This window comes from Clostridium sp. UBA7791, assembly GCF_002480755.1.
In the GTDB taxonomy this organism is placed as follows: domain Bacteria; phylum Bacillota; class Clostridia; order Clostridiales; family Clostridiaceae; genus Clostridium_J; species Clostridium_J sulfidigenes.
Map to the genome: position 1 here is coordinate 145,997 of NZ_DLCT01000003.1, position 19,540 is coordinate 165,536.

Below are 19,540 nucleotides of genomic sequence, written 5' to 3' on the forward strand. Positions count from 1 at the left end.
AATAGGTATATATGGAACTATTTATATAGATAAATATAAAACTAGTTACCTAGGAAACTATATAAATATATAACTAGTTAACTAGTTGTTCTCGCCACAAGGGTTTCAGGGATTTTGATATTTTAAAAGTGGAAGAAAAGCTGTATTAAAAGAGAAAGAATTTATAGATTTATTATTTTTGATTTAATTATAATAATGGGTAAGTATAGAGATGTTTAGATACTTATAAATAAGCTAAGGATATTAAAAAAGAATCATTGGCTTATGCTATAATTAGGTAATAATAAAGTAAGAAAGACACTATAAGAAATTGTGAAATATATAAGGATATTTAAAAGTTAGGAAGTGAGATTTTGGGAATTAGATTTATTTACGGCAGAGCAGGTACAGGTAAGAGTTATACCTGTATTGAAGAAATCTATGAAAAATCCTTTGATAATAAAACTCCATTAATATTAATAGTTCCAGAGCAGTTATCCTTTAGAGCAGAGAAGGCTCTCATTGAGAGGATTGGTGCCACTGGAATAAATAATGTACATCTTTTAAGTTTTAAAAGATTAGCTTTTACTATTTTTAATGAAGTAGGTGGAGTAACTCATAAGTACATGAATGATACAGGAAAAGCAATAATTGTAGGAAGAGCTATAGATGAGTCAAAAGATAAACTTAGCATATTTAAACAAGCTACAAAACAAAAGGGGTTTATAGATAAAATCATAGGAGTACTTACGGAATTTAAAAGACATAAAATTACTCCACAGACTCTTAAAGATTTAAAGGAAAATGTGGATGAAAGTTCACTACTAGTGGATAAGTTAAGTGATATTGAAGCAATTTATTCAAAGTTTCAAGATAAACTTAGTGAAGGATATTTTGATCCTGAAGATAATTTAACCATTTTAAAAGGAAAGATTGAAGAAAGTAGGTTTTTAAAGGGAGCAGAAGTGTGGATAGATGAATTTAGTGGCTTCACTCCTCAGCAATATGACATCATAGGAAAACTTTTAAGAGTTTGTGCCAATGTCAATATAACAATACCCTATGGTGGGGATGAGGTCAAAGATAAAAATGAGGATACTAATCCTTTTTATCCAATTTATACTACAGAAGAAAAGCTTACAAAACTTGCACAAGATTATGGATACTATCCTAAAAATAATCTTCATTTACACATTGGACATAGATTTAAAGAAAGTGAGGAATTGTCCTTCTTAGAGGAAAACTACTTTAATAATAGGGGAAAAGCATTAAAAACTCCTACAAAAAATATAAGTATATTTAAAGCTCAGAATCCCTATGGAGAAGTAGAATATGTAGCCAAGGAAATATTGAAACTAGTTAGAGAGAAGGACTTTAGATATAAGGACATTATAGTTATAAGTAGAGATTTGGAAAATTATAAGGACATAGTTAGAGTAATATTTGAAGAATATGAGATTCCATTTTTTATTGATGATAAGGAAGATATAGCTTCAAATCCATTGGTTATATATATAACTTCACTTTTAAACATATTTTCTAAAGGCTTTAGAGATAATTCCATAGTTAATTATTTTAAAAGTGGTTTTGCAAATTTATCACCATCAGAAGTAGATTTACTAGAGAATTATGTTTTAGAGTTTGGTATTAAAACTAGGAAAAAGTGGATAGATGATAATGATGAGTATTGGAGAGAGAGTTCTAAGTATGAGAATATAATAGAAATAAAAAATAAAGGAATAGAGCCTCTCATTAAATTAGAGGAGAAATTAAAAGGTAAACATAAGGTTAAAGATATTTGCTCAAGTATTTATAAATTCTTAGTTGATAATAGAGTTTATGAAAATGTAAATGAATATATAGAGAAATTTAAAAGAGATAATAATCTTTTATTAGTGGATGAGTATAGTAGTATCTGGAATATGCTTATTGAGCTTTTAGATCAGTTTGTAGATATTCTTGGAGAAGAAGTGGTGACCATTGAAGAGTTTAATAATATCCTATCTATGGGCATATCCCATAATAAAATGGGGTTAATTCCTACATCTATGGATCAAGTAGTGGTAGGAAGTGCTGAGAGAATAAAGGCTCAAGAGGTAAAGGTAGCTATAGTTGTTGGTGTAAATGATGGGGTACTTCCAAGGATTACAGGAGATGAAGGTCTATTTAATGATAATGATAGAATAGTGTTTAAAAATAATAATATAAGTGTGGCAGATAATAGCTTTGAACTAGCCTTTGGAGAACAATATTTAATATACAATTTGCTAAGTATTGCAAGTAATCTACTATATATTACCTATCCAATTGCTGATTTAGAAGGAAAGGCTAAGAGATATTCCATGGTGATTTCAAGGTTAAAAGCCTTATTTCCTAATGTTTTGGAGAATACAGATATATTAAAGGATGAAGTTGGAGAAGATAAAAAAGGCATAGTAGGAAAAACTCCTACCTTTAATAATTTAATAAAAAAGCTCCATGAATATATAGAGAAAGATGAGATAACAGACCTTTGGAAGGAGATATATAGATATTATTATAAGGAGTCAGAATATAGAGAAAAACTTCTCAAGGTAATAAGTGGCTTTACATATAAAAATCATATAGAAGCCATAAGTAAAGATAAAATAAGGCAATTATATGGGAAAAGTCTCAGTGTATCTAAAATAGAAGCCTATGCAAATTGCTCCTTTGGCTATTTTGTAAAGTATGGTCTTAAAGCTAAGGAAAGAAAGATTTATACCTTTGCACCCCTGGATTTTGGAAATCTAATTCATGAAGGCCTTGAAAAGTTTTCTAAAAGAGTAGAGAAAGAAAAAGCGGTGTGGGGAACTTTAGATAAAGAATTTTGTGAAAGAGTTATAAGTGATGTTATATCAGAGCTTATAAATTCTGAGGAACATAGAATATTAAAAAGTTCTAAGAGATATGAATATGTAGCTACAAGGGTAAAAAGAATTTTATACAGAATGGTGTTAATTATTAATGAGCAGATGGAAAGGGGAACTTTTCAGCCTATAGGCTATGAAATTTCCTTTGGATTTGAAAAAGATGATTATTATCCACCAATACCAATAATTTTATCCACAGGAGAAGTAGTAAAATTACAAGGAAAGATTGATAGAGTGGATAAAACCTCAATAGATGGAGTTAATTATTATAGAGTTGTGGATTATAAAACAGGAAAAATAGACTTAGATATAAATGATGTATATAATGGATTAAAAATTCAGTTACTAACTTATTTAGATGCAATTTTAACTCTTGAACAAGAGAAAGTGTCTAAAAAACCAGTGGTATCGGAAGGAAAAGGAAGAACCATGCCAGGAGCTATGGTATATCTTTCTGTAGATGATCCAATAATGGATGGGTCTAAAAAACTTACCATGGAGAATTTAGAAGAAGAAGTATTAAAGGCGTTAAAAATGAAGGGAATCGTCATAAGAGATTTAAAGGTAATTAAGGAAATGGATAAAACCATAGAAAAAGGAGGAACCTCTTCCATAATTCCTGTAGCTTTAAATAAACCCAAAAAGGGTAGTGATGAAGCCGAATTTTCAAAGAATAATAGCTCAGTGATAACCTATGAAGGTTTTAATGTGCTTAGAAGTCACATGAAGGAAAAGGTTAGAAAAGTCTGTGAAGATATGTTAGAGGGAATTATAGAAGTAACTCCATGTAAAAATGGAAAAAGCTATTACTGTGAATTTTGTGAGTTTTCTTCTATATGTCAGTTTGATGAAACAATGGGGATTAATAATTTTAAAGTAATGCCTAGAAAAAATAAAAAAGAACTTCTTCAGCAGCTTGAAGTAGAGGGAAAAGGAGGTGAAGGTAATGAGTAGCGTAAAGTGGACAGAGGACCAACAAAAGGCCATTGATATTAGATATAGAAACACATTAGTATCTGCAGCAGCAGGTTCTGGAAAAACTGCAGTTTTAGTTGAAAGAATTATAAAAATTATCACAGATAGAGATAATCCTGTGGATATTGATAAATTACTTATAGTAACCTTCACTAATGCAGCAGCGGCAGAGATGAGAGAACGTATAGGAGAAGCTATTAATAAAAGAATTAAAGAGGAGCCTAATAATAGAAACCTCCAAACTCAATTAATACTTCTTAATAAGGCAAGTATATCAACTCTTCACTCCTTTTGTTTAAACCTAATTAAAAATAACTTTCATCAATTAGATATAGAACCAAACTTTAGAGTTGGGGATACTACGGAGATAAATCTTTTAAAGGTAGAAGCCTTAGAAGAACTTATGGAAGGGAAATATATTGAAGGAAAAGAGGAATTTATAGAGCTAGTAGAGAGTTATTGTGATAATAAAAGTGATAGAGCATTGGCAGAAATGGTGCTAAGATTATATAACTTTTCTATGAGTATGGGTGCTCCTGTAGCTTGGCTAAAATCCAAATCCGAAATTTTCAATGTGGGTGAAGATTTTTCCTTTGAAAAATTACCTTTTAAGGATGCCTTACTAAAAGAATTAAGAGAAGATATAATAAATGCTTTAGAGATAAATAATGAAGGGTTAGATTTTGTACTAAATAATCCTATTATTGATAAATATAAGGCTGCCTTTGAAAATGATGGAGAAATATTAGAGAGAACTTTAACAATAATTGAAGGTGAACTAAAGGAAGATAGACAATACATTGAAGAAACTGGTTTTGGAAGAATTCCAACTTTAACAAAGTTAACAGAGGAAGAGAAAGTAATACAAAAAAAAGCCAAGAATTTAAGAGATGCTGCTAAGGAAATATATGTGGAGGTAAAGAGTAAGATATTAAATGCTACTTCTGAGGAAAATATTAAAATTACTAAAAAACTTTATCCACTAATGAAGGAACTAACAAACCTAGTAATAGAATTTAAAGATATCTTTGATAAGAAAAAGAGAGAACGAGGTATCATAGATTTCAATGACCAGGAACATTTTGCCCTTGAAATTTTAAGATATAAGGAGGATAAAAATAAACTATCAAGCATTGCGTTAGAGCTTAAAGATAAATTTGAAGAAATACTAGTAGATGAATATCAAGATTCAAATAGTGTTCAGGAAGAAATAATCAATCTTATTTGTAGAACAGAAAAGGATACAAGAAACGTATTCATGGTTGGAGACTTAAAGCAAAGTATATATAGGTTTAGAATGGCAAAGCCCGAGCTATTTAAAAATAAGAAAGAAACCTACACTAAAAATGGAGATGACTATAATGCTCTTATTACTCTCCATAAAAATTTTAGAAGTAGAAGAGAGGTTATAGACGGGATAAACTATATCTTTAATGCTGTTATGAGTGAGGATGTAGGGGAACTAGCCTATGATGAAAGTGAAGAGCTCAAGGTTGGGACCAGTTATAAAGAGTTTTTAGGTGAAGGTAATATTGGTGGAGAGGTGGAATTTAACCTTATAAACCTTGATTATGAAGATGTTGAAGCTAATGAAAATAATGAAATAGAAGAAGAGCTTCAAGAACAAAGTGATATCACAAGTAGTGAGGAAGAACTGGATAAAGAAGAACTAGATTCTATGCAGCTAGAGGCTAGATTTGTGGCAAAACGAATAAGAGAGCTAATGGAGCATCATGGGGAAAATTCATTAAAGGTATATGATAAGAACTTAGATGATTATAGAAGAGCTACCTATAAAGATATGGTTATTCTTTTAAGGTCAAGTAATAAGCTTTCTCCTATATTTATAGAAGAATTCAAAAGAGTAGGAATTCCTCTTTTCTCAGAAGGGGGAGGGGGGTATTTTGATACTCTTGAAGTAAAGACAGTTATAAGTGCTTTAGAAATTATAGATAATCCAATACAAGATATTCCTCTAATTGCTGTATTAAGGTCACCTATTGGTGGATTCACTACAGAAGAGTTAGCGGATATAAGAATTTCTAATAAAAATGTGAGTTTTTATCATGCCATGGTAGGCCTTTTAGATTATGAGAAAAAGGATTATGAAGATGAAAACCTTAGTGATACTTGGGAAGAAATCTATAATAATACTGGTCTAAAAATAAAAATAAAAACCTTCCTAGATAAAATAAATAACTGGAGATTAGAAAGTAAATATACCCCTATAAATCAGCTCATATGGGAAATCATAACGGATACAGGCTACTACGGTTATGTGGGAGCATTGCCTGGAGGAGAGCAAAGACAGGCTAACTTAAAAATTTTATTTAAGAGAGCTAAGGATTTTGAAAGAACTAGCTATAGAGGTTTATATAATTTTATAAATTTTATCAATAATATAAAAACTAGTAGTGAAGATATGGGAAGTGCTAAAATCATAGGAGAAAATGAAGATGTAGTAAGAATCATGAGTATTCATAAAAGTAAGGGCTTAGAGTTTCCTATAGTATTTCTCTGTGGTCTTGGTAAAAGATTTAATGAAGGTGATTTAAAAGGCAAGATACTATTCCACCATGAATTAGGTTTTGGACCTACTTATATTGATTTAGATAATAGAGTTAGTTATAACACATCTCAAAGGGAGTTTATAAGCAAAAAAATTCAAGGGGAAAACAAGTCAGAAGAGATGAGACTTTTATATGTTGCCCTAACTAGAGCAAAGGAAAAATTAATCTTAGTTGGAAGTGGTAAGGCTCTAGATAAGAAAATTGAAAAATGGTCTGGGGCAGGTATAGATGAAAATGGAAGTATAAAATCAACCTATGTAAAAAATCAAAAAAATTATATGGATTGGATAGGAGCTTCTCTTATAAATCATAAAGCTGGAGAACCCCTAAGGCATTATAATGAAAATATTTTAAAGGAAGATTTTAAAGAAGATCATAGTAGATTTAAGGTAGGTATATATTCTAGAGAAATTTTTGAAGAAATAGAAGATGCAGCCTTAGAAGAAGTGCCAGTAAAGGAAAAAATAAATAAACTTTTAGATAATGCTGATGAAAATATAAGTAAAGATTATTATAAAGTAATTAAAAAAAGATTAGAATTTACTTATAAATATGAGGAAGCAACAAAGCTGCCTACAGTAATAACTGTTACAGAGTTAAAAGAGCTTCACAATAATCTACAAGAAACCAATAGAGAAAATAATCTATATATAGAAGGTGATGGTTTAGATGAAGATAATTATAAAACTATAACCTATGGAGATGAAGTAGAAGGACCGAGAAAGTTTAGGCCTCTAATGCAAACACCACTATTTCTTCAAGAAAAAAAAGGATTAACTCCATCAGAGGTGGGAACTGCTTATCACAATATAATGCAAAGATTAGACCTAAGTGGTGACCTTTCTAAAGATGACCTTACAAGGCAAATTAATACCATGGTAGAGAAGGAGTTAATAACCTTTGAAGCAGCAAAATCAGTTAAGGTAGATAAAATTCTTAAGTTTTTACAGAGTAACATAGGAAAAAAAGTAATAGAAGCTTTTAAAGAAAACTCTTTAAAAAGAGAGCTGCCTTTTAGAGTGGAAATCAGTGCTTCTACTATTTATCCTAATGTTAGTAAAGAAACTTACTTAGAGGAAAAGATGCTTTTAAGAGGAGTTATAGACTGTTACTTTGAAGAGGGAGAAGAAGGGATTATTTTAGACTATAAAACTGATTATGTAAAAGCAGATAATATAGAAGAAATTAAAGAAAGATATAAAGTGCAATTAGATTATTATAGTAAAGCTATAAAAGATGCCTTTAAGAAAGAAAAAGTAAGGAAATACTTATACTTATTTTCACTAGATAAAGAAGTTGAAGTAGAATAATAGAAAAGGTATGCCATAAAATGAGGCATACCTTTTATTATTAGAGGAGAATATTAATAGATTTCTGTAGTGAATTATTTTTGAAACAAGGAGTTTTATGTATTTTGTAGAATAAGTTATTCAATTAAAGTATTGGAGTTGAGCACTTATGGAAGAGGTAAATAAAACACTAGTAACTTCATTGTATAATAAAATAAACTTGTATCTAGATATTGTAGAGATATTTGAATATTTACAGAAAGAATTTTCAAGCTATTTTAAATATGATAGTTCTATTACAGAGTCTACAACAAAGAAGTTCATTGGAGATTTTAATACCTTTGTTATAGTAGAAGAAAAGGAAAGAATTGAAGAGGTTTTTCATAAAGTACATACTAGTGAAGATCATAAGGTAAGCTGCAATGCTTTAAGTAAGGAAGTAAAAATAGATAAGAAATTCATCCATGATATTTTAGATAGTATAGAAAAAAATATAAATTCTAGGTTAAATCTATTTAAAAAGAAATTTGAGCTAGAGGTGTATACATTTCACATGAAGCATGGTGAAAAAGAAATATATAATGAACTAAATAGATATGTTTATGAGGATATGGAAGGGACATTATCATACATAGAAATAGGAGTTGTTCATCTTAAAAACATTGTAATGGGTGCTTTAGAAGAAGAAATAAAATCTTATCATAGGTTTATTTGGAATACATTCAAAGAATTAATGGTTGATTTAAGGGGAATAGATACCTTAAATAAGGGTGATATTTCAGATAAAATAATTATTAAAGAAGATAAGATTTTAAATTCCTTAGATGCTTTAAAAGAAAAGATATCAGAAGTGGTAAGGAAAGAATTTATAGAAGTACTACTTAACTTAATTAATGAAGCCTTTGGAGATGAATTTACTAAAAGAATAAAAATTTATAAAAAAGAATTAAATAAATACTTAGCCAAAGAAATTTGTGAATCAAATTTAACTAAAATAGAATCAATAGGATATACAACTACTTACGATAATTCTATGAAAAATAGAGAATGTACCATAGGATATAAGGTGTTTTCCTTAGAGCATGACTTTTTAAATATGATGATAAATATAAGTAAATTTAGCTTTGATGAAATAACAGATGAAATAGAACTCAGTATAAACAGTATATTTTATAATGAATTTACTAGACTAATTTATTATATAAATAGTGAAGAAGAGTTTTATGCCATGTGTAGAAGTTTTCAAGATAAGTTTAATTATATAACTTGTGAAATTATTAAATCTTCATTGAAGTCCATAAAGGATAATTATTATAACTCTATTATAGATATACTCATGGATAATATGAAATCTATCAGTGGTATTAATGTTTTTAAATCTATAGATAGCTATAGAGGAAATATAAAAGTATATAATCAAGGCTTAATTATGGATTTATATAATAAATGGAATAAGATGTATGGTAATTATAATGAGCTAAAGAAGTACTGTATAGATATATCTAATATATTAATTTTAGATGAAAAAGATATTTTAAAGGAGTATTTTCAGTTGGATTTTAAAGAAGATAGTATATTCAAAGGTGAATATTACTGTGACTTTAAGGCATTGGAAAGAAAAAAGGAAGAACTTTATAACAATGTAGCTTTAATAAAAGAAAAACTATTAAAAACTCTTCAAGGAGATTTTACAACTTATTTTGATCATTTATTTCAAAGTATAGGAAAAAATTTAGAATATGCAAAATCAGAAGAGAAGAATTATTATACGGCAATTAATACTATATAAACTTATAAGTACTTTTTAGATACTTTTAGGTATTAATAAATTTTTTAACTACACTAGGTGGTACAATTAACAGAATATAAGTAATATTTTAAATTGAATGGAGTTGGTATTATGTCAGTGGATTTGTTTAAAAGAGCTAATGCTAAGGATTCAGAGTTTAAGGGAAGAAGTGCTGATACAGAAAAATATTATTATAATCACTCTTTTAAAGCAAATATGATAGCTACTGGAATTATTGTTGCTGTAATTTTAGGGTTTATTTACTTACTTATTAGATAATAATACCAAAAGCCTAGAAAGGGTAGTTCCTTTCTGGGCTTTCTTTTTAGTCTTCAATATAATTTAAAAGGTTATTAAAACCTATTCTATAAACAGTAGTTGCAAAGGCCTCCCCTTGGATTTTATGAGCATTATAGAAGGATAAAAGTTTATCCATTACCTTAGGAATTTCCTCTATGCCATAAAATTTAGGTAATATGTGTGGAGGACAGGCTAATTCTGTACTATTAATATAAATAGTTAATCCTGTTCCTGCTGAAGATAGGGCTAAGAATGAACAGTTGCCAATGCAATTTCCACATCTTAAACACTTGTCCTCATGTAGGACTAATTCTTTATTTATTTTTTCAAGGGCGCGACTAGGACAATATTTAGTACATCTTGTACATGCTATACATTCACGTTGATTTAAATCTACTTTTGTACCATTAATTATTCCTATTGAATCTTTATATATTTCACTATACTTGTCTACTATATCTACTAGTTTAGTTAAATCATTTTCATTATAATTTTCTGCCGGTGTAGGTAGTGTGCTTCTCTTAAAAATAGACTCACAGTTATCATATAAGAAGCCTTGAACCTTTCTTCTTAATTCTATTGAAGTTTCATCTAATTTTTCATCAAAGGCCTTAGTAATATCTTTAGTATAATTAGTCATAAATATATTCTCCTTTTATAAAATATAATCCCTATAATAATTGTAATATGATTTAATAATAGAATAGCAAAGTATATTATTAGGTTCAAGATTTACTATAAATATAAGTTAAGAAGTATTTTTACTTAAGGCATATTCAAAAAATAAATAAGTCAGAATGCTCGTTTATTTTGTGTTATACTGCGTCAACAGAACCCGTAGATAGTGCTACTATCTACGGAACCTGTTTCCTTGTCTAACTCAAAATATACTTCCCATCTTTGACTTGTTATTTATTTTCAGATGCCTTAGTAGTATTGTTGTAAATACTTAACAGCTAAGGTATACTTTTATTATCATTAAATGTATTTTGTAATTAGAAGGGGAGTCTTATGATTATGGAGGATAAAGAGTTACTAAAAACACTTTGTATGTCTCATGGCCCTAGTGGAAGAGAACACTGGCTTGGAGATTATGTGACAGAGGTATTTTCGGAATTTGGACAAGTTACTAGGGATAATTTAAATAATATAATTATTCATAAGAAGGGTAAGGGCAAAGGTAAAATCATGCTTATGGCTCACCTGGATGAAGTATTTATGATTATAACAGAGGTAAAAGAAAATGGATTTTTAGCATTTAAAGGTAATGGTATTGATCCTAAGACTTTAGTTTCTAAAGAGGTTATAATCCATGGAAAAGAAGCTATTCACGGTATTATAGGAATTAAGCCACCTCACTTAATGAAGGATGAAGATCGAAAAAAAGCAGTAACTATAGATTCTTTATTGATTGATACAGGATATTCTAAGGAGTCTTTAGAGAACATAGTTAAACCAGGAGATTATGTTACTGTTAAAGGAAACTATAAAGAACTTTTAAATAATAATGTAAGTGTTAAAACTGTTGATGATAGAGGTGGAGTTGTAGCCTTATATAGATGTGCTAAGGAACTTAAAAATATAGAACATGATATGGATGTTTATTTTGTATGTTCTGCTCAAGAGGAAGTAGGTCATAGAGGTGCTAAAACTGCTACTAATAGAATTAATCCAGATATAGGTATTGCTGTAGATGTTACCTTCGATTGTGGAATGTATGGTCTTGAACATGGTGATACTGAACTAGGTAAGGGTGGAGTAATCTGTATAGGTCCTAATATTCATCCTAAGGTTAGAAAGCATCTTATGAAGGTTTGCAAAGAATATAATATTCCATTTCAATTAGAAGTGGAAGCCGGAAATACAGGAACAGATGCTTGGGATATTCAAGTAGCTGGTGAAGGGGTTGCTACACTTCTTATATCAATTCCTATAAAATACATGCATACTTCAGTGGAAACTGTAAATATGGATGATATAAAAAACACAGGATATATGATGGCAAAGTTAATAGAGAGTATAAAGGGTGAAGAATTGGAGGAATTAGTATGTTTTTAGATGAGATTCTTCAAAAGAACGGTATTTTAGATAAATTGACTTCTTTAAGTGGTCCTTCAGGATTTGAGGGAGAAGTAAGGGGCTTTATTAAAGAACAGGTTACCCCTTATGTAGATGAGATTTTTACAGATAGAATAGGAAATATTATTGTTCATAAAAAGGGTAAAGGAAAAAAAGTAATAGTTGATGCTCATATGGATGAGGTAGGTTTTATAATAACTGGCTACAATGAGGATGGAAGCTTAAGATTTAGTGCTTTAGGAGGGATAAATGCTAAGATAATACCTTCTAAGACTGTACTTATAGGGCCTAATAAAATACCAGGAGTTATTGGAGCAAAACCAATTCACCTTCAAGGAGCAGAGGAGAGAGAAAAGGGTCTAAATTATAGTGATTGCTGTATTGATATAGGAGCTAGGTCTAGAAAACAAAGTGAGGAGCTTATAGATCTAGGGGAGTATGTAGTTTTTGATACAGAGTATGATGAATTTGGAGAAGGGCTTGTAAAGGGAAAGGCCTTTGATGATAGAGTAGGATGTTTTGTACTTATGGAGGCATTAAAGGAAAATTATGATGTAGACCTATATGGAGTGTTTGCAGTTCAAGAAGAAGTTGGAGAAAGAGGCGCTTTCATTTCGTCTTTAAATTTAAAGGGAGATTTAGGAATTGCTTTAGAGGGTACAATATGTGCAGATATGCCAAGTGTTCCTAAGCACTTAAGAGCTACTGAAGTTGGAAGAGGACCAGCTATATCAATAATGGATTTAACTAGTATATTCGATGTTGATGTGGCTGATGATATTATGGAAGTAGGGAATAATTTAAATATTCCATATCAAAGAAGAAAAGCTATAGCTGGAGGAAATGATGCAGCTACTTTCCATGGCACAGGATCTGGGGCAAAGATTGCTACTATTTCAGTTCCATGTAGATATATCCATTCTTCAGTTTCAGTAGCATCAAAGGAAGACATAAAGAACACAGTTAAATTATTAGTAGAATACTTAAAAACACTATAGATTTTGGAGGTATTTGTGATGAATAAATTATTTGAAGATTTAGTAGGAGCATTTGGAGTTAGTGGACATGAGGAAGAAGTTAGAAGTGTAATTGTTGAGCAATTAAATTCACTAGAAGTTGAAAATAAGGTAGATAACATGGGAAATGTTATAGCTAAAATAGGTAGAAGTAATGGAGAGGAAGAAAAGAGAATTATGATTTCTTCTCATATGGATACCATGGGATTTATAGTTATGTATATTGAAGATAATGGTTTCTTGAGAATTGGAAAAGTAGGAGAATTTGATGAAGCTGCCTTTGTGAATAATATGGTAGAATTTGAAAACGGAAATTCAGGAAGAATTTGCGGAACTAAAGATAGTCCTAAAATAGATGACATGTATATAGATTTAGGAGTAGAAAGTATAGAAGAGGCTTTAGAACTAGTAAGAGAAGGAGATGTATGTATTATTACATCTAATGTTATAGAGGAAGAAAAGAATATAATTGCACCAGCTTTAGATAATAGAGTAGGCTGTTATATGTCACTAAAATCTATAGAGAAACTTATAGAGAATAAAGAATCATTAGAGAAGTTAGATAAGGAAATATATTTTGTATTTTCGACTCAAAACACTTTAGGAGGAAGAGGAGCAAGAGCAGCTGCTTATGAAATAAATCCTATGTATGCTTTAGTTGTAGATGGAGAAAATGCTGGAGATACATTAGGGGGAAGTGGAAAGTTTTCTTTAGGAAAGGGTACAGGAATAAAGTTCATGGATAAAACTTTGTTAATGCATCATGAAGTGAAAGAACAATTGGAAAAAGTTTATGAAAAAATGGATAAAAAACCACATTATATCTTTGGTGAAACTCAAGGTGATGGTAAAACAATCCATAAAGAGGGAGTAGGAGTTAAGACTGGAACCTTAGTTTATCCTGTAAGATATAAGGATACAAATATGGAAATGGTTAATTATAAAGATATAGAAGAAGGAATAGAAGTTATTTATAATTATACTACATTATAATATAAGGTTATTTAAATAGACCTATAGACATAACTTTTAGAGAATATACAAAAAAATAATAAATATTAGAGCCTTCACTTTAAGAATATGAGTGAAGGCTCAATTTAGTTTAGGATTAATTTGTTTTAAATTATAAGGTAGTAACTATTTTGCAGCGTAATAGCATCTTTTTGGAGATTCTATTTTATCCTCTGCTTTAAGTGATTTTATAGCTTTATCTACCTCTTTTTTGTCAATACCAGCCTTTTCAGCAATTTCTCCAGCTTTTAATGGCTCAGATGAATTTTTCAGTACTTCTAAAACTTTATCTACCATGTTAACACCTCTTTTAATAATTATAGTTATTTAATAATATTTATTATATAATATTTTAATAAAAATATCAACAATATTATATTTTATCTGTTATCAGTTTGTAATTTATTATAAAGTAATTCTCGTCTGTCCTCCTTTACTTTAAAAGAATTTCTGACTCTACTGACTAAAGATCTATCTATGTCTGCTATGAGAATATCCTCCACACCTTCCTCTGTGCTACCTATAATTTTACCTAAAGGGTCTATAATTAAAGAATTTCCACTATAGTTTATATTATTACCAATACCAATCCTATTAACTCCAGCAATATAGCATTGATTTTCAATAGCTCTACTTCTAAGCAAGGTTATCCAGTGTTCTTTTCTACTTTCAGGCCAATTAGCAGCTACAGTAATTAAGTCACATTTTTTTGAAGCTATTTGAAAGATTTCAGGGAATCTTAAGTCATAGCATATAAAAGGTGAAAGGGTTATTTCATCAATTTGTGCAAAGCATATTTCCTCACCACCAATGTAGTATTTACTTTCTTCACCATAGGAGAAAGGATGTATTTTAGAGTAGTTACATAGAATATTTCCATTAGAAGATATTATTGTATAATTATTTTTACCTTTTATATCATTAGTAATACCCTGAATATAACCAATTCCTGCATTAATGCAATAACCTTTGCATAAACTAGAAATGTAGGAAAACGTAGAAAAATCAAATTCTTTTAATTTTTCTATGTTCATTGTAAACCCAGTAAAGGATAGTTCAGGAAATAAAAGTAAGTCTATTTTTAGCTCTTTAGCTTTTTTAAAAAATTCTTTGCTTGCTGATAAGTTAAATTGCTTATTTTCCCATAAAATATTATTCTGTACCAGTCCAATTTTCACAATATCACCCCTTATATTACTAATTATAATATATTTTAAAGTTATTATTCATAATAATCCTAAGAAATTTATTATTTTATAAGAAAGTTAATACTAAATTATATGAAGGGTGATTTGTTTAATTATGTTAAAGAAAGTGGTATAATTAAAGGAAACTTAGCTCCAATAATAGGTCAATTTTTAATTGAGTTTATAAATTCTTAATACTGTCTATATACTTCCTAGATAATAGGTCAATATTATAATATATAGACAATAGAATAATGTAAAAGGTAGGGGTATTGCCTATGAAAATAACTGAAAACACAGTGAAAATGGCATTGAGATATAAGAACCATCATATATCTTCATTAGCTTCACAGTTAGCTTTTGATATGCTGTTTTCATTTTTCCCATTTTTGATTTTATTACTAACTCTAGTTGGATTTATAAACGTAGATCCCATAGAAGTGATTGGAAGTTTACAAAATATAATGCCCGAGGAATTATATAATTTAGTATCTACTTTAGCCCTTCAATTGTTACAAACTAGAAATGGAAATTTATTATCTTTTTCATTAATGTTCTCCCTTTATACAGCATCTAGAGCTTTTAGAGCCATAAGATACGGGTTAAACAGAGCATATAATGAAGAGGAAGATAAAAATAAGATAAAGTTAATAATACTCTCCGTTTTATTTATGATAGTGATATCTTTTATGATAATATTTGTACTAGGTTTTTTAGTATTTGGAGAGATGATAAGTTTAGAATTAGTTCAATGGTTAGACCTTGATATTAAGTTATTTTATTTTATACGATATTTAAGGTACCCAATTGGTTTTGCAGGTATGATAGTTATATTTACAGCCATATATAAGCTTATACCTTCAAGACGAATAAAATGTAGAGAGGCCTTGCCAGGGGCTATATTCACAAGTATTGCTTGGATAATTTTATCAATGGGGTTTGCGTTTTATGTAAACAACTATGGGAAATATACTGATATTTACGGAAGCATAGGAGTGGTTATTGTTTTGATGGTTTGGTTACAAATAACATCTACTACAATTTTATTAGGGGGAGAACTGAATGCACTATTAATGTATGATAAAGAAAATAGCTTCAAAATATAATAAATTCATGTTTAATATTAACACTTATGAGAATGTTTAGTTTAATTATTTGTAATATTGTGTTAAGATAATGAAGAAGAATGACAATGATGTAGAATATTATATAAGGTCAATAGTAATGGAGGGTATGAGATGAAGGTTAGAAAGGCTATAATTCCAGCAGCAGGTTTAGGAACTAGATTCTTGCCAGCTACAAAAGCGGTGCCTAAAGAGATGATTCCTATTGTAGATAGACCTACTATAGAGTATATAGTAGAAGAGGCTGTGGCTTCAGGTATAGAAGAAATACTTATAATAACAGGTAGAAATAAAAAAGCTATAGAAGATCATTTTGATAGAGCTGTAGAACTAGAAATGAATCTTGAGAGAGATGGGAAGAAGGAACTTTTAGAGTTAGTCCATAAGTCAACTAATATGGCTAATATCCATTATATTAGGCAAAAGAATCCAAAGGGGTTAGGCCATGCCATAAGTTGTGCTAAAGCTTTTGTTGGAGACGAACCCTTTGCAGTTATGCTAGGAGATGACATAGTAGATAGTGAAGTTCCTTGTTTAAAGCAATTAATGGATGCTTATGATAAACATGGTACTTCAATTTTAGGAGTTCAAGAAGTAGCCAAAGAAAATGTAAGTAAATATGGAATTGTAAAAGGCGATAAAATTAATGATAGAGAGTATGTAGTTAAGGATTTAGTGGAAAAGCCAAAGGTTGAAGAAGCGCCATCTAATGTTGCTATTTTAGGTAGATATATTATAACTCCTGAAATATTTGACATACTAGAAGATACTAAACCAGGAAAAGGAAATGAAATACAATTAACTGATGGTTTAAAAACTCTAATGGAAAAGGAAAGTATGCATGCTTATATTTTTGAAGGTAGAAGATACGATGTAGGTGATAAATTAGGATTTTTAGAAGCTACAGTGGAATTTGCTTTAAAAAGACAAGATTTACAAGATAACTTTAAAAAAATTTTGGAAGAAAAATTTAATTTAAAGCATATATAATTTAATAATAGAGCATAAAAACTGGTATATAATCCCAATGATATATATCAGTTTTTATTTTATATATCAAATTTTATTATTTTTACTCAGAAGAGGTACGGAGACTTATTCTCATTAACCTGTCAAGAAAAAAATGTAGAATAATAGTAGAAAAATGTAGTAAAAAAAGTATTAATTTTAGTGTAAAATGATTAAGTGGTACATTGAGTAACGTTAAAATTGGAGGATAAATAATGGAGTTTAAGAATAAGGAAGATTTGGAGTTTTACAACAACATTTCGGAACCTATTATAGTTATAGATAGTAATAATGAAATTAAATACTGCAATGAAGGAGCGTTAGAATTTTTAGGAGTTCAAAGTATTGATTCAATTGAAGAGTTGGATATAAACACAATGATAAAGTTCTCTACGTTGAAGAGTGGTGTCTTTGATGTAAAGGATTTTATAAAAAATGATAGAAGTGAGAGAATTCGTGCAAGTATAGATACAAGAATATATAAAGAAATAGAAATAGAATTAGTTTTTAGAAGTATAAAAGTTGGTAATAGTGAAGGCACCTTAATGTTGTTGAAAAATATAGTAAGTAATAATCTCCATTTTAAATCAGAAGTTATCAATAAAGACAATAGCAAATTAGAGGAGCATGAAGAATTTAAATATATTGTAGTAGATAAAGACGAGGATGAAGCCTTCATCTCAACAAAAGAAATAGACTTAAATATAAATTTTTATAAAGCTATTTTTGCTAATAGTACCACTGGAATTGTAATAGAAAAGGAAAATAGAATTAGTTATATAAATAAAGTTGCTATGGATATAATTGGAGACCCAAAAAGTGATACCTTTTTAGGTAAAAGTATTTTTGAAATAATTAAGTTAGATTCTATACAATATAATGATGAATTTTTGAAAAAACAGTATTCTAAATATAATTCTAGTTTGAACATAGTAGAAAGAAAGTTTATTAGAGAAGATGGGAGCATTGTTTATTGTGAAGTTACACCCATGTGTTTTGTGAATGATAATGATATATATTCTATATTTTTAATTAGGGATATAACAAGAAGAATAAAAGTAGAGGAAGCAGTAATAAGCAATAGGGATAATTATGTTGAGCTTCTTAAACTTTTACCCTTTGGTATGGTTATATATTCTGATGGTAAGCTTGAAATAGGTAATGAGGCTTTAGTTAATATTTTAGGACTTAACGGGATAGATGAATTAAAAAATTTATCCTATATAGATATAGTAGATGAAGAATATAAAGATGTAGTTAAAGAAATGTATTTTGATGCTCAATTTAGAGGAAAATCTACAGAATTTAAGGAAGTTAAAGTGAGAAGGGAATATGGAGCACTAATAGATGCTGAGATTGCAAGTTTCGGAATAAATTTTAGTTATGGAAGATCTGTAGTATTTTTAATTCAAGAAGTTACAGAACGCAAAAAAGCTCAATTAAATAAAGTTAAATTGGAACAAGCTATAAAATATGATAAGTTAAAAACTGAATTTATATCTAATATGTCCCATGAACTAAAAACACCATTGAATATAATATTAAGTACTGTACAAGTATTGCAATACAATTATAAAGATAAAAATGATGAACAATTGGATAGATATCTAGATTTAATGAAAGTAAATAGCTATAGGTTATTAAGACTAATAAATAACTTAATAGATGTTACTAGAATTGATGTAGGTAACTTAAAAATGAATTTTGGTAATTATGATATAGTAGCTATAGTAGAGGATATAACTATGGCTGCAGTAGAGTATGTGGAAAGTAAAGGTATGACTTTAATATTCGATACTGATATTGAAGAAAAAATTATAGGAATTGATAGAGAAAATATAGAAAGAATAATATTAAACCTATTATCAAATGCAGTTAAATTTTCTAAGGATGACGGAACTATTATGGTGTCTATTCATGATTTAGGGGACAAGGTTCAAATTTCAGTGAAGGATAATGGAATTGGTATTCCAGAAGAACTTCAGGAAAAGATATTTGATAGATTTGTGCAAGGCGAGGATCTATTTACCAGATCTCACGAGGGGAGTGGAATAGGATTATCCCTAGTAAAATCTATAGTTGAAAATCATGGTGGAAAGACATATGTAAAAAGTATTGTTAATGGAGGAAGTGAATTTATTGTAGAACTTCCAAACATTCTTTCTAAAAATCAATTTTGTTCAACAAATCTATATCATGCTGATAAATATAATTTAGAAAGAATAAAAATTGAGTTTTCAGATATATATAGATAAGAATATTTAAAATGCTATTGGAATAGTTGTTCCAATAGCATTTTATTTTTCATACATTAAAAGAATG

Annotated in this window: 13 protein-coding genes; 10 read left to right on the forward strand and 3 right to left on the reverse strand. The window is 29.2% G+C overall.

Translation table 11 applies throughout. The features are described from left to right. The first annotated feature begins 353 nt into the window (after positions 1 to 353). From addB to B3Z56_RS02305, 4 genes are all read left to right on the forward strand, one after another. The gene (gene addB, locus B3Z56_RS02290) at positions 354 to 3,824 is read left to right on the forward strand and encodes a helicase-exonuclease AddAB subunit AddB (RefSeq protein WP_346878155.1); all 3,471 of its coding nucleotides are present in this window, start codon (positions 354 to 356) and stop codon (positions 3,822 to 3,824) included. Next, a complete protein-coding gene (gene addA, locus B3Z56_RS02295; RefSeq protein WP_346878156.1) occupies positions 3,817 to 7,725 on the forward strand; it encodes a helicase-exonuclease AddAB subunit AddA in 3,909 nt (1,302 codons plus the stop codon). Before addB ends, addA begins: the two co-directional genes overlap by 8 nt. 148 nt (positions 7,726 to 7,873) lie before the next feature. Continuing rightward, positions 7,874 to 9,493: a hypothetical protein gene (locus tag B3Z56_RS02300; protein ID WP_346878157.1), complete on the forward strand. Its 1,620-nt coding sequence runs from the start codon at positions 7,874 to 7,876 to the stop codon at positions 9,491 to 9,493. Positions 9,494 to 9,604: 111 nt separating this feature from the next. Then, entirely contained in the window at positions 9,605 to 9,772 is a 168-nt protein-coding gene (locus B3Z56_RS02305) for a hypothetical protein (RefSeq protein WP_156964387.1), read from the forward strand. A 46-nt stretch (positions 9,773 to 9,818) separates the two neighbouring features. Here B3Z56_RS02305 and B3Z56_RS02310 read toward each other — a convergent pair whose 3' ends face one another. Then, complete coding sequence (locus B3Z56_RS02310; RefSeq protein ID WP_346878158.1) at positions 9,819 to 10,433, reverse strand: 4Fe-4S dicluster domain-containing protein; 615 nt, start codon at positions 10,431 to 10,433, stop codon at positions 9,819 to 9,821. A 377-nt stretch (positions 10,434 to 10,810) separates the two neighbouring features. Here B3Z56_RS02310 and B3Z56_RS02315 point away from each other — a divergent pair, with 377 nt between their 5' ends. Genes B3Z56_RS02315 through B3Z56_RS02325 form a run of 3 tightly spaced genes read left to right on the forward strand, consistent with a single transcriptional unit; the run spans position 10,811 to position 13,881 of the window. After that, complete coding sequence (locus B3Z56_RS02315; RefSeq protein WP_346876649.1) at positions 10,811 to 11,851, forward strand: M20/M25/M40 family metallo-hydrolase; 1,041 nt, start codon at positions 10,811 to 10,813, stop codon at positions 11,849 to 11,851. Next, positions 11,842 to 12,870 (forward strand): M42 family peptidase, encoded by a 1,029-nt coding sequence (locus tag B3Z56_RS02320; RefSeq protein WP_346847696.1) that lies wholly within the window; start codon positions 11,842 to 11,844, stop codon positions 12,868 to 12,870. The genes B3Z56_RS02315 and B3Z56_RS02320 overlap by 10 nt, the downstream gene beginning before the upstream one ends. Before the next feature lie 18 nt (positions 12,871 to 12,888). Next, the gene (locus B3Z56_RS02325; protein WP_346878159.1) at positions 12,889 to 13,881 is read left to right on the forward strand and encodes a hypothetical protein; all 993 of its coding nucleotides are present in this window, start codon (positions 12,889 to 12,891) and stop codon (positions 13,879 to 13,881) included. A gap of 144 nt (positions 13,882 to 14,025) precedes the next feature. On the opposite strand, the gene B3Z56_RS02330 is transcribed toward B3Z56_RS02325, so the two are convergent. Together B3Z56_RS02330 and B3Z56_RS02335 are read right to left on the reverse strand one after the other, a co-directional pair. Beyond that, complete coding sequence (locus B3Z56_RS02330; RefSeq protein ID WP_084178217.1) at positions 14,026 to 14,196, reverse strand: HTH domain-containing protein; 171 nt, start codon at positions 14,194 to 14,196, stop codon at positions 14,026 to 14,028. An 83-nt stretch (positions 14,197 to 14,279) separates the two neighbouring features. After that, positions 14,280 to 15,077 (reverse strand): nitrilase-related carbon-nitrogen hydrolase, encoded by a 798-nt coding sequence (locus B3Z56_RS02335; RefSeq protein ID WP_346847694.1) that lies wholly within the window; start codon positions 15,075 to 15,077, stop codon positions 14,280 to 14,282. 287 nt (positions 15,078 to 15,364) lie between these two features. On the opposite strand from B3Z56_RS02335, the gene B3Z56_RS02340 reads away from it, so the two are divergent. The 3 genes from B3Z56_RS02340 to B3Z56_RS02350 all read left to right on the forward strand — a co-directional run bounded on the left by B3Z56_RS02340 (position 15,365) and on the right by B3Z56_RS02350 (position 19,473). Next, positions 15,365 to 16,192, forward strand: coding sequence for a YihY/virulence factor BrkB family protein (locus B3Z56_RS02340; RefSeq protein ID WP_346847693.1), 828 nt, complete (start codon positions 15,365 to 15,367; stop codon positions 16,190 to 16,192). Positions 16,193 to 16,324: 132 nt separating this feature from the next. Then, on the forward strand, positions 16,325 to 17,200 hold the full coding sequence (galU, locus tag B3Z56_RS02345; protein ID WP_346847692.1) for a UTP--glucose-1-phosphate uridylyltransferase GalU: 876 nt from the start codon (positions 16,325 to 16,327) through the stop codon (positions 17,198 to 17,200). Between the two features lie 233 nt (positions 17,201 to 17,433). After that, the gene (locus B3Z56_RS02350) at positions 17,434 to 19,473 is read left to right on the forward strand and encodes a PAS domain-containing sensor histidine kinase (protein ID WP_346847691.1); all 2,040 of its coding nucleotides are present in this window, start codon (positions 17,434 to 17,436) and stop codon (positions 19,471 to 19,473) included. The last annotated feature ends 67 nt before the right edge of the window (positions 19,474 to 19,540 follow it).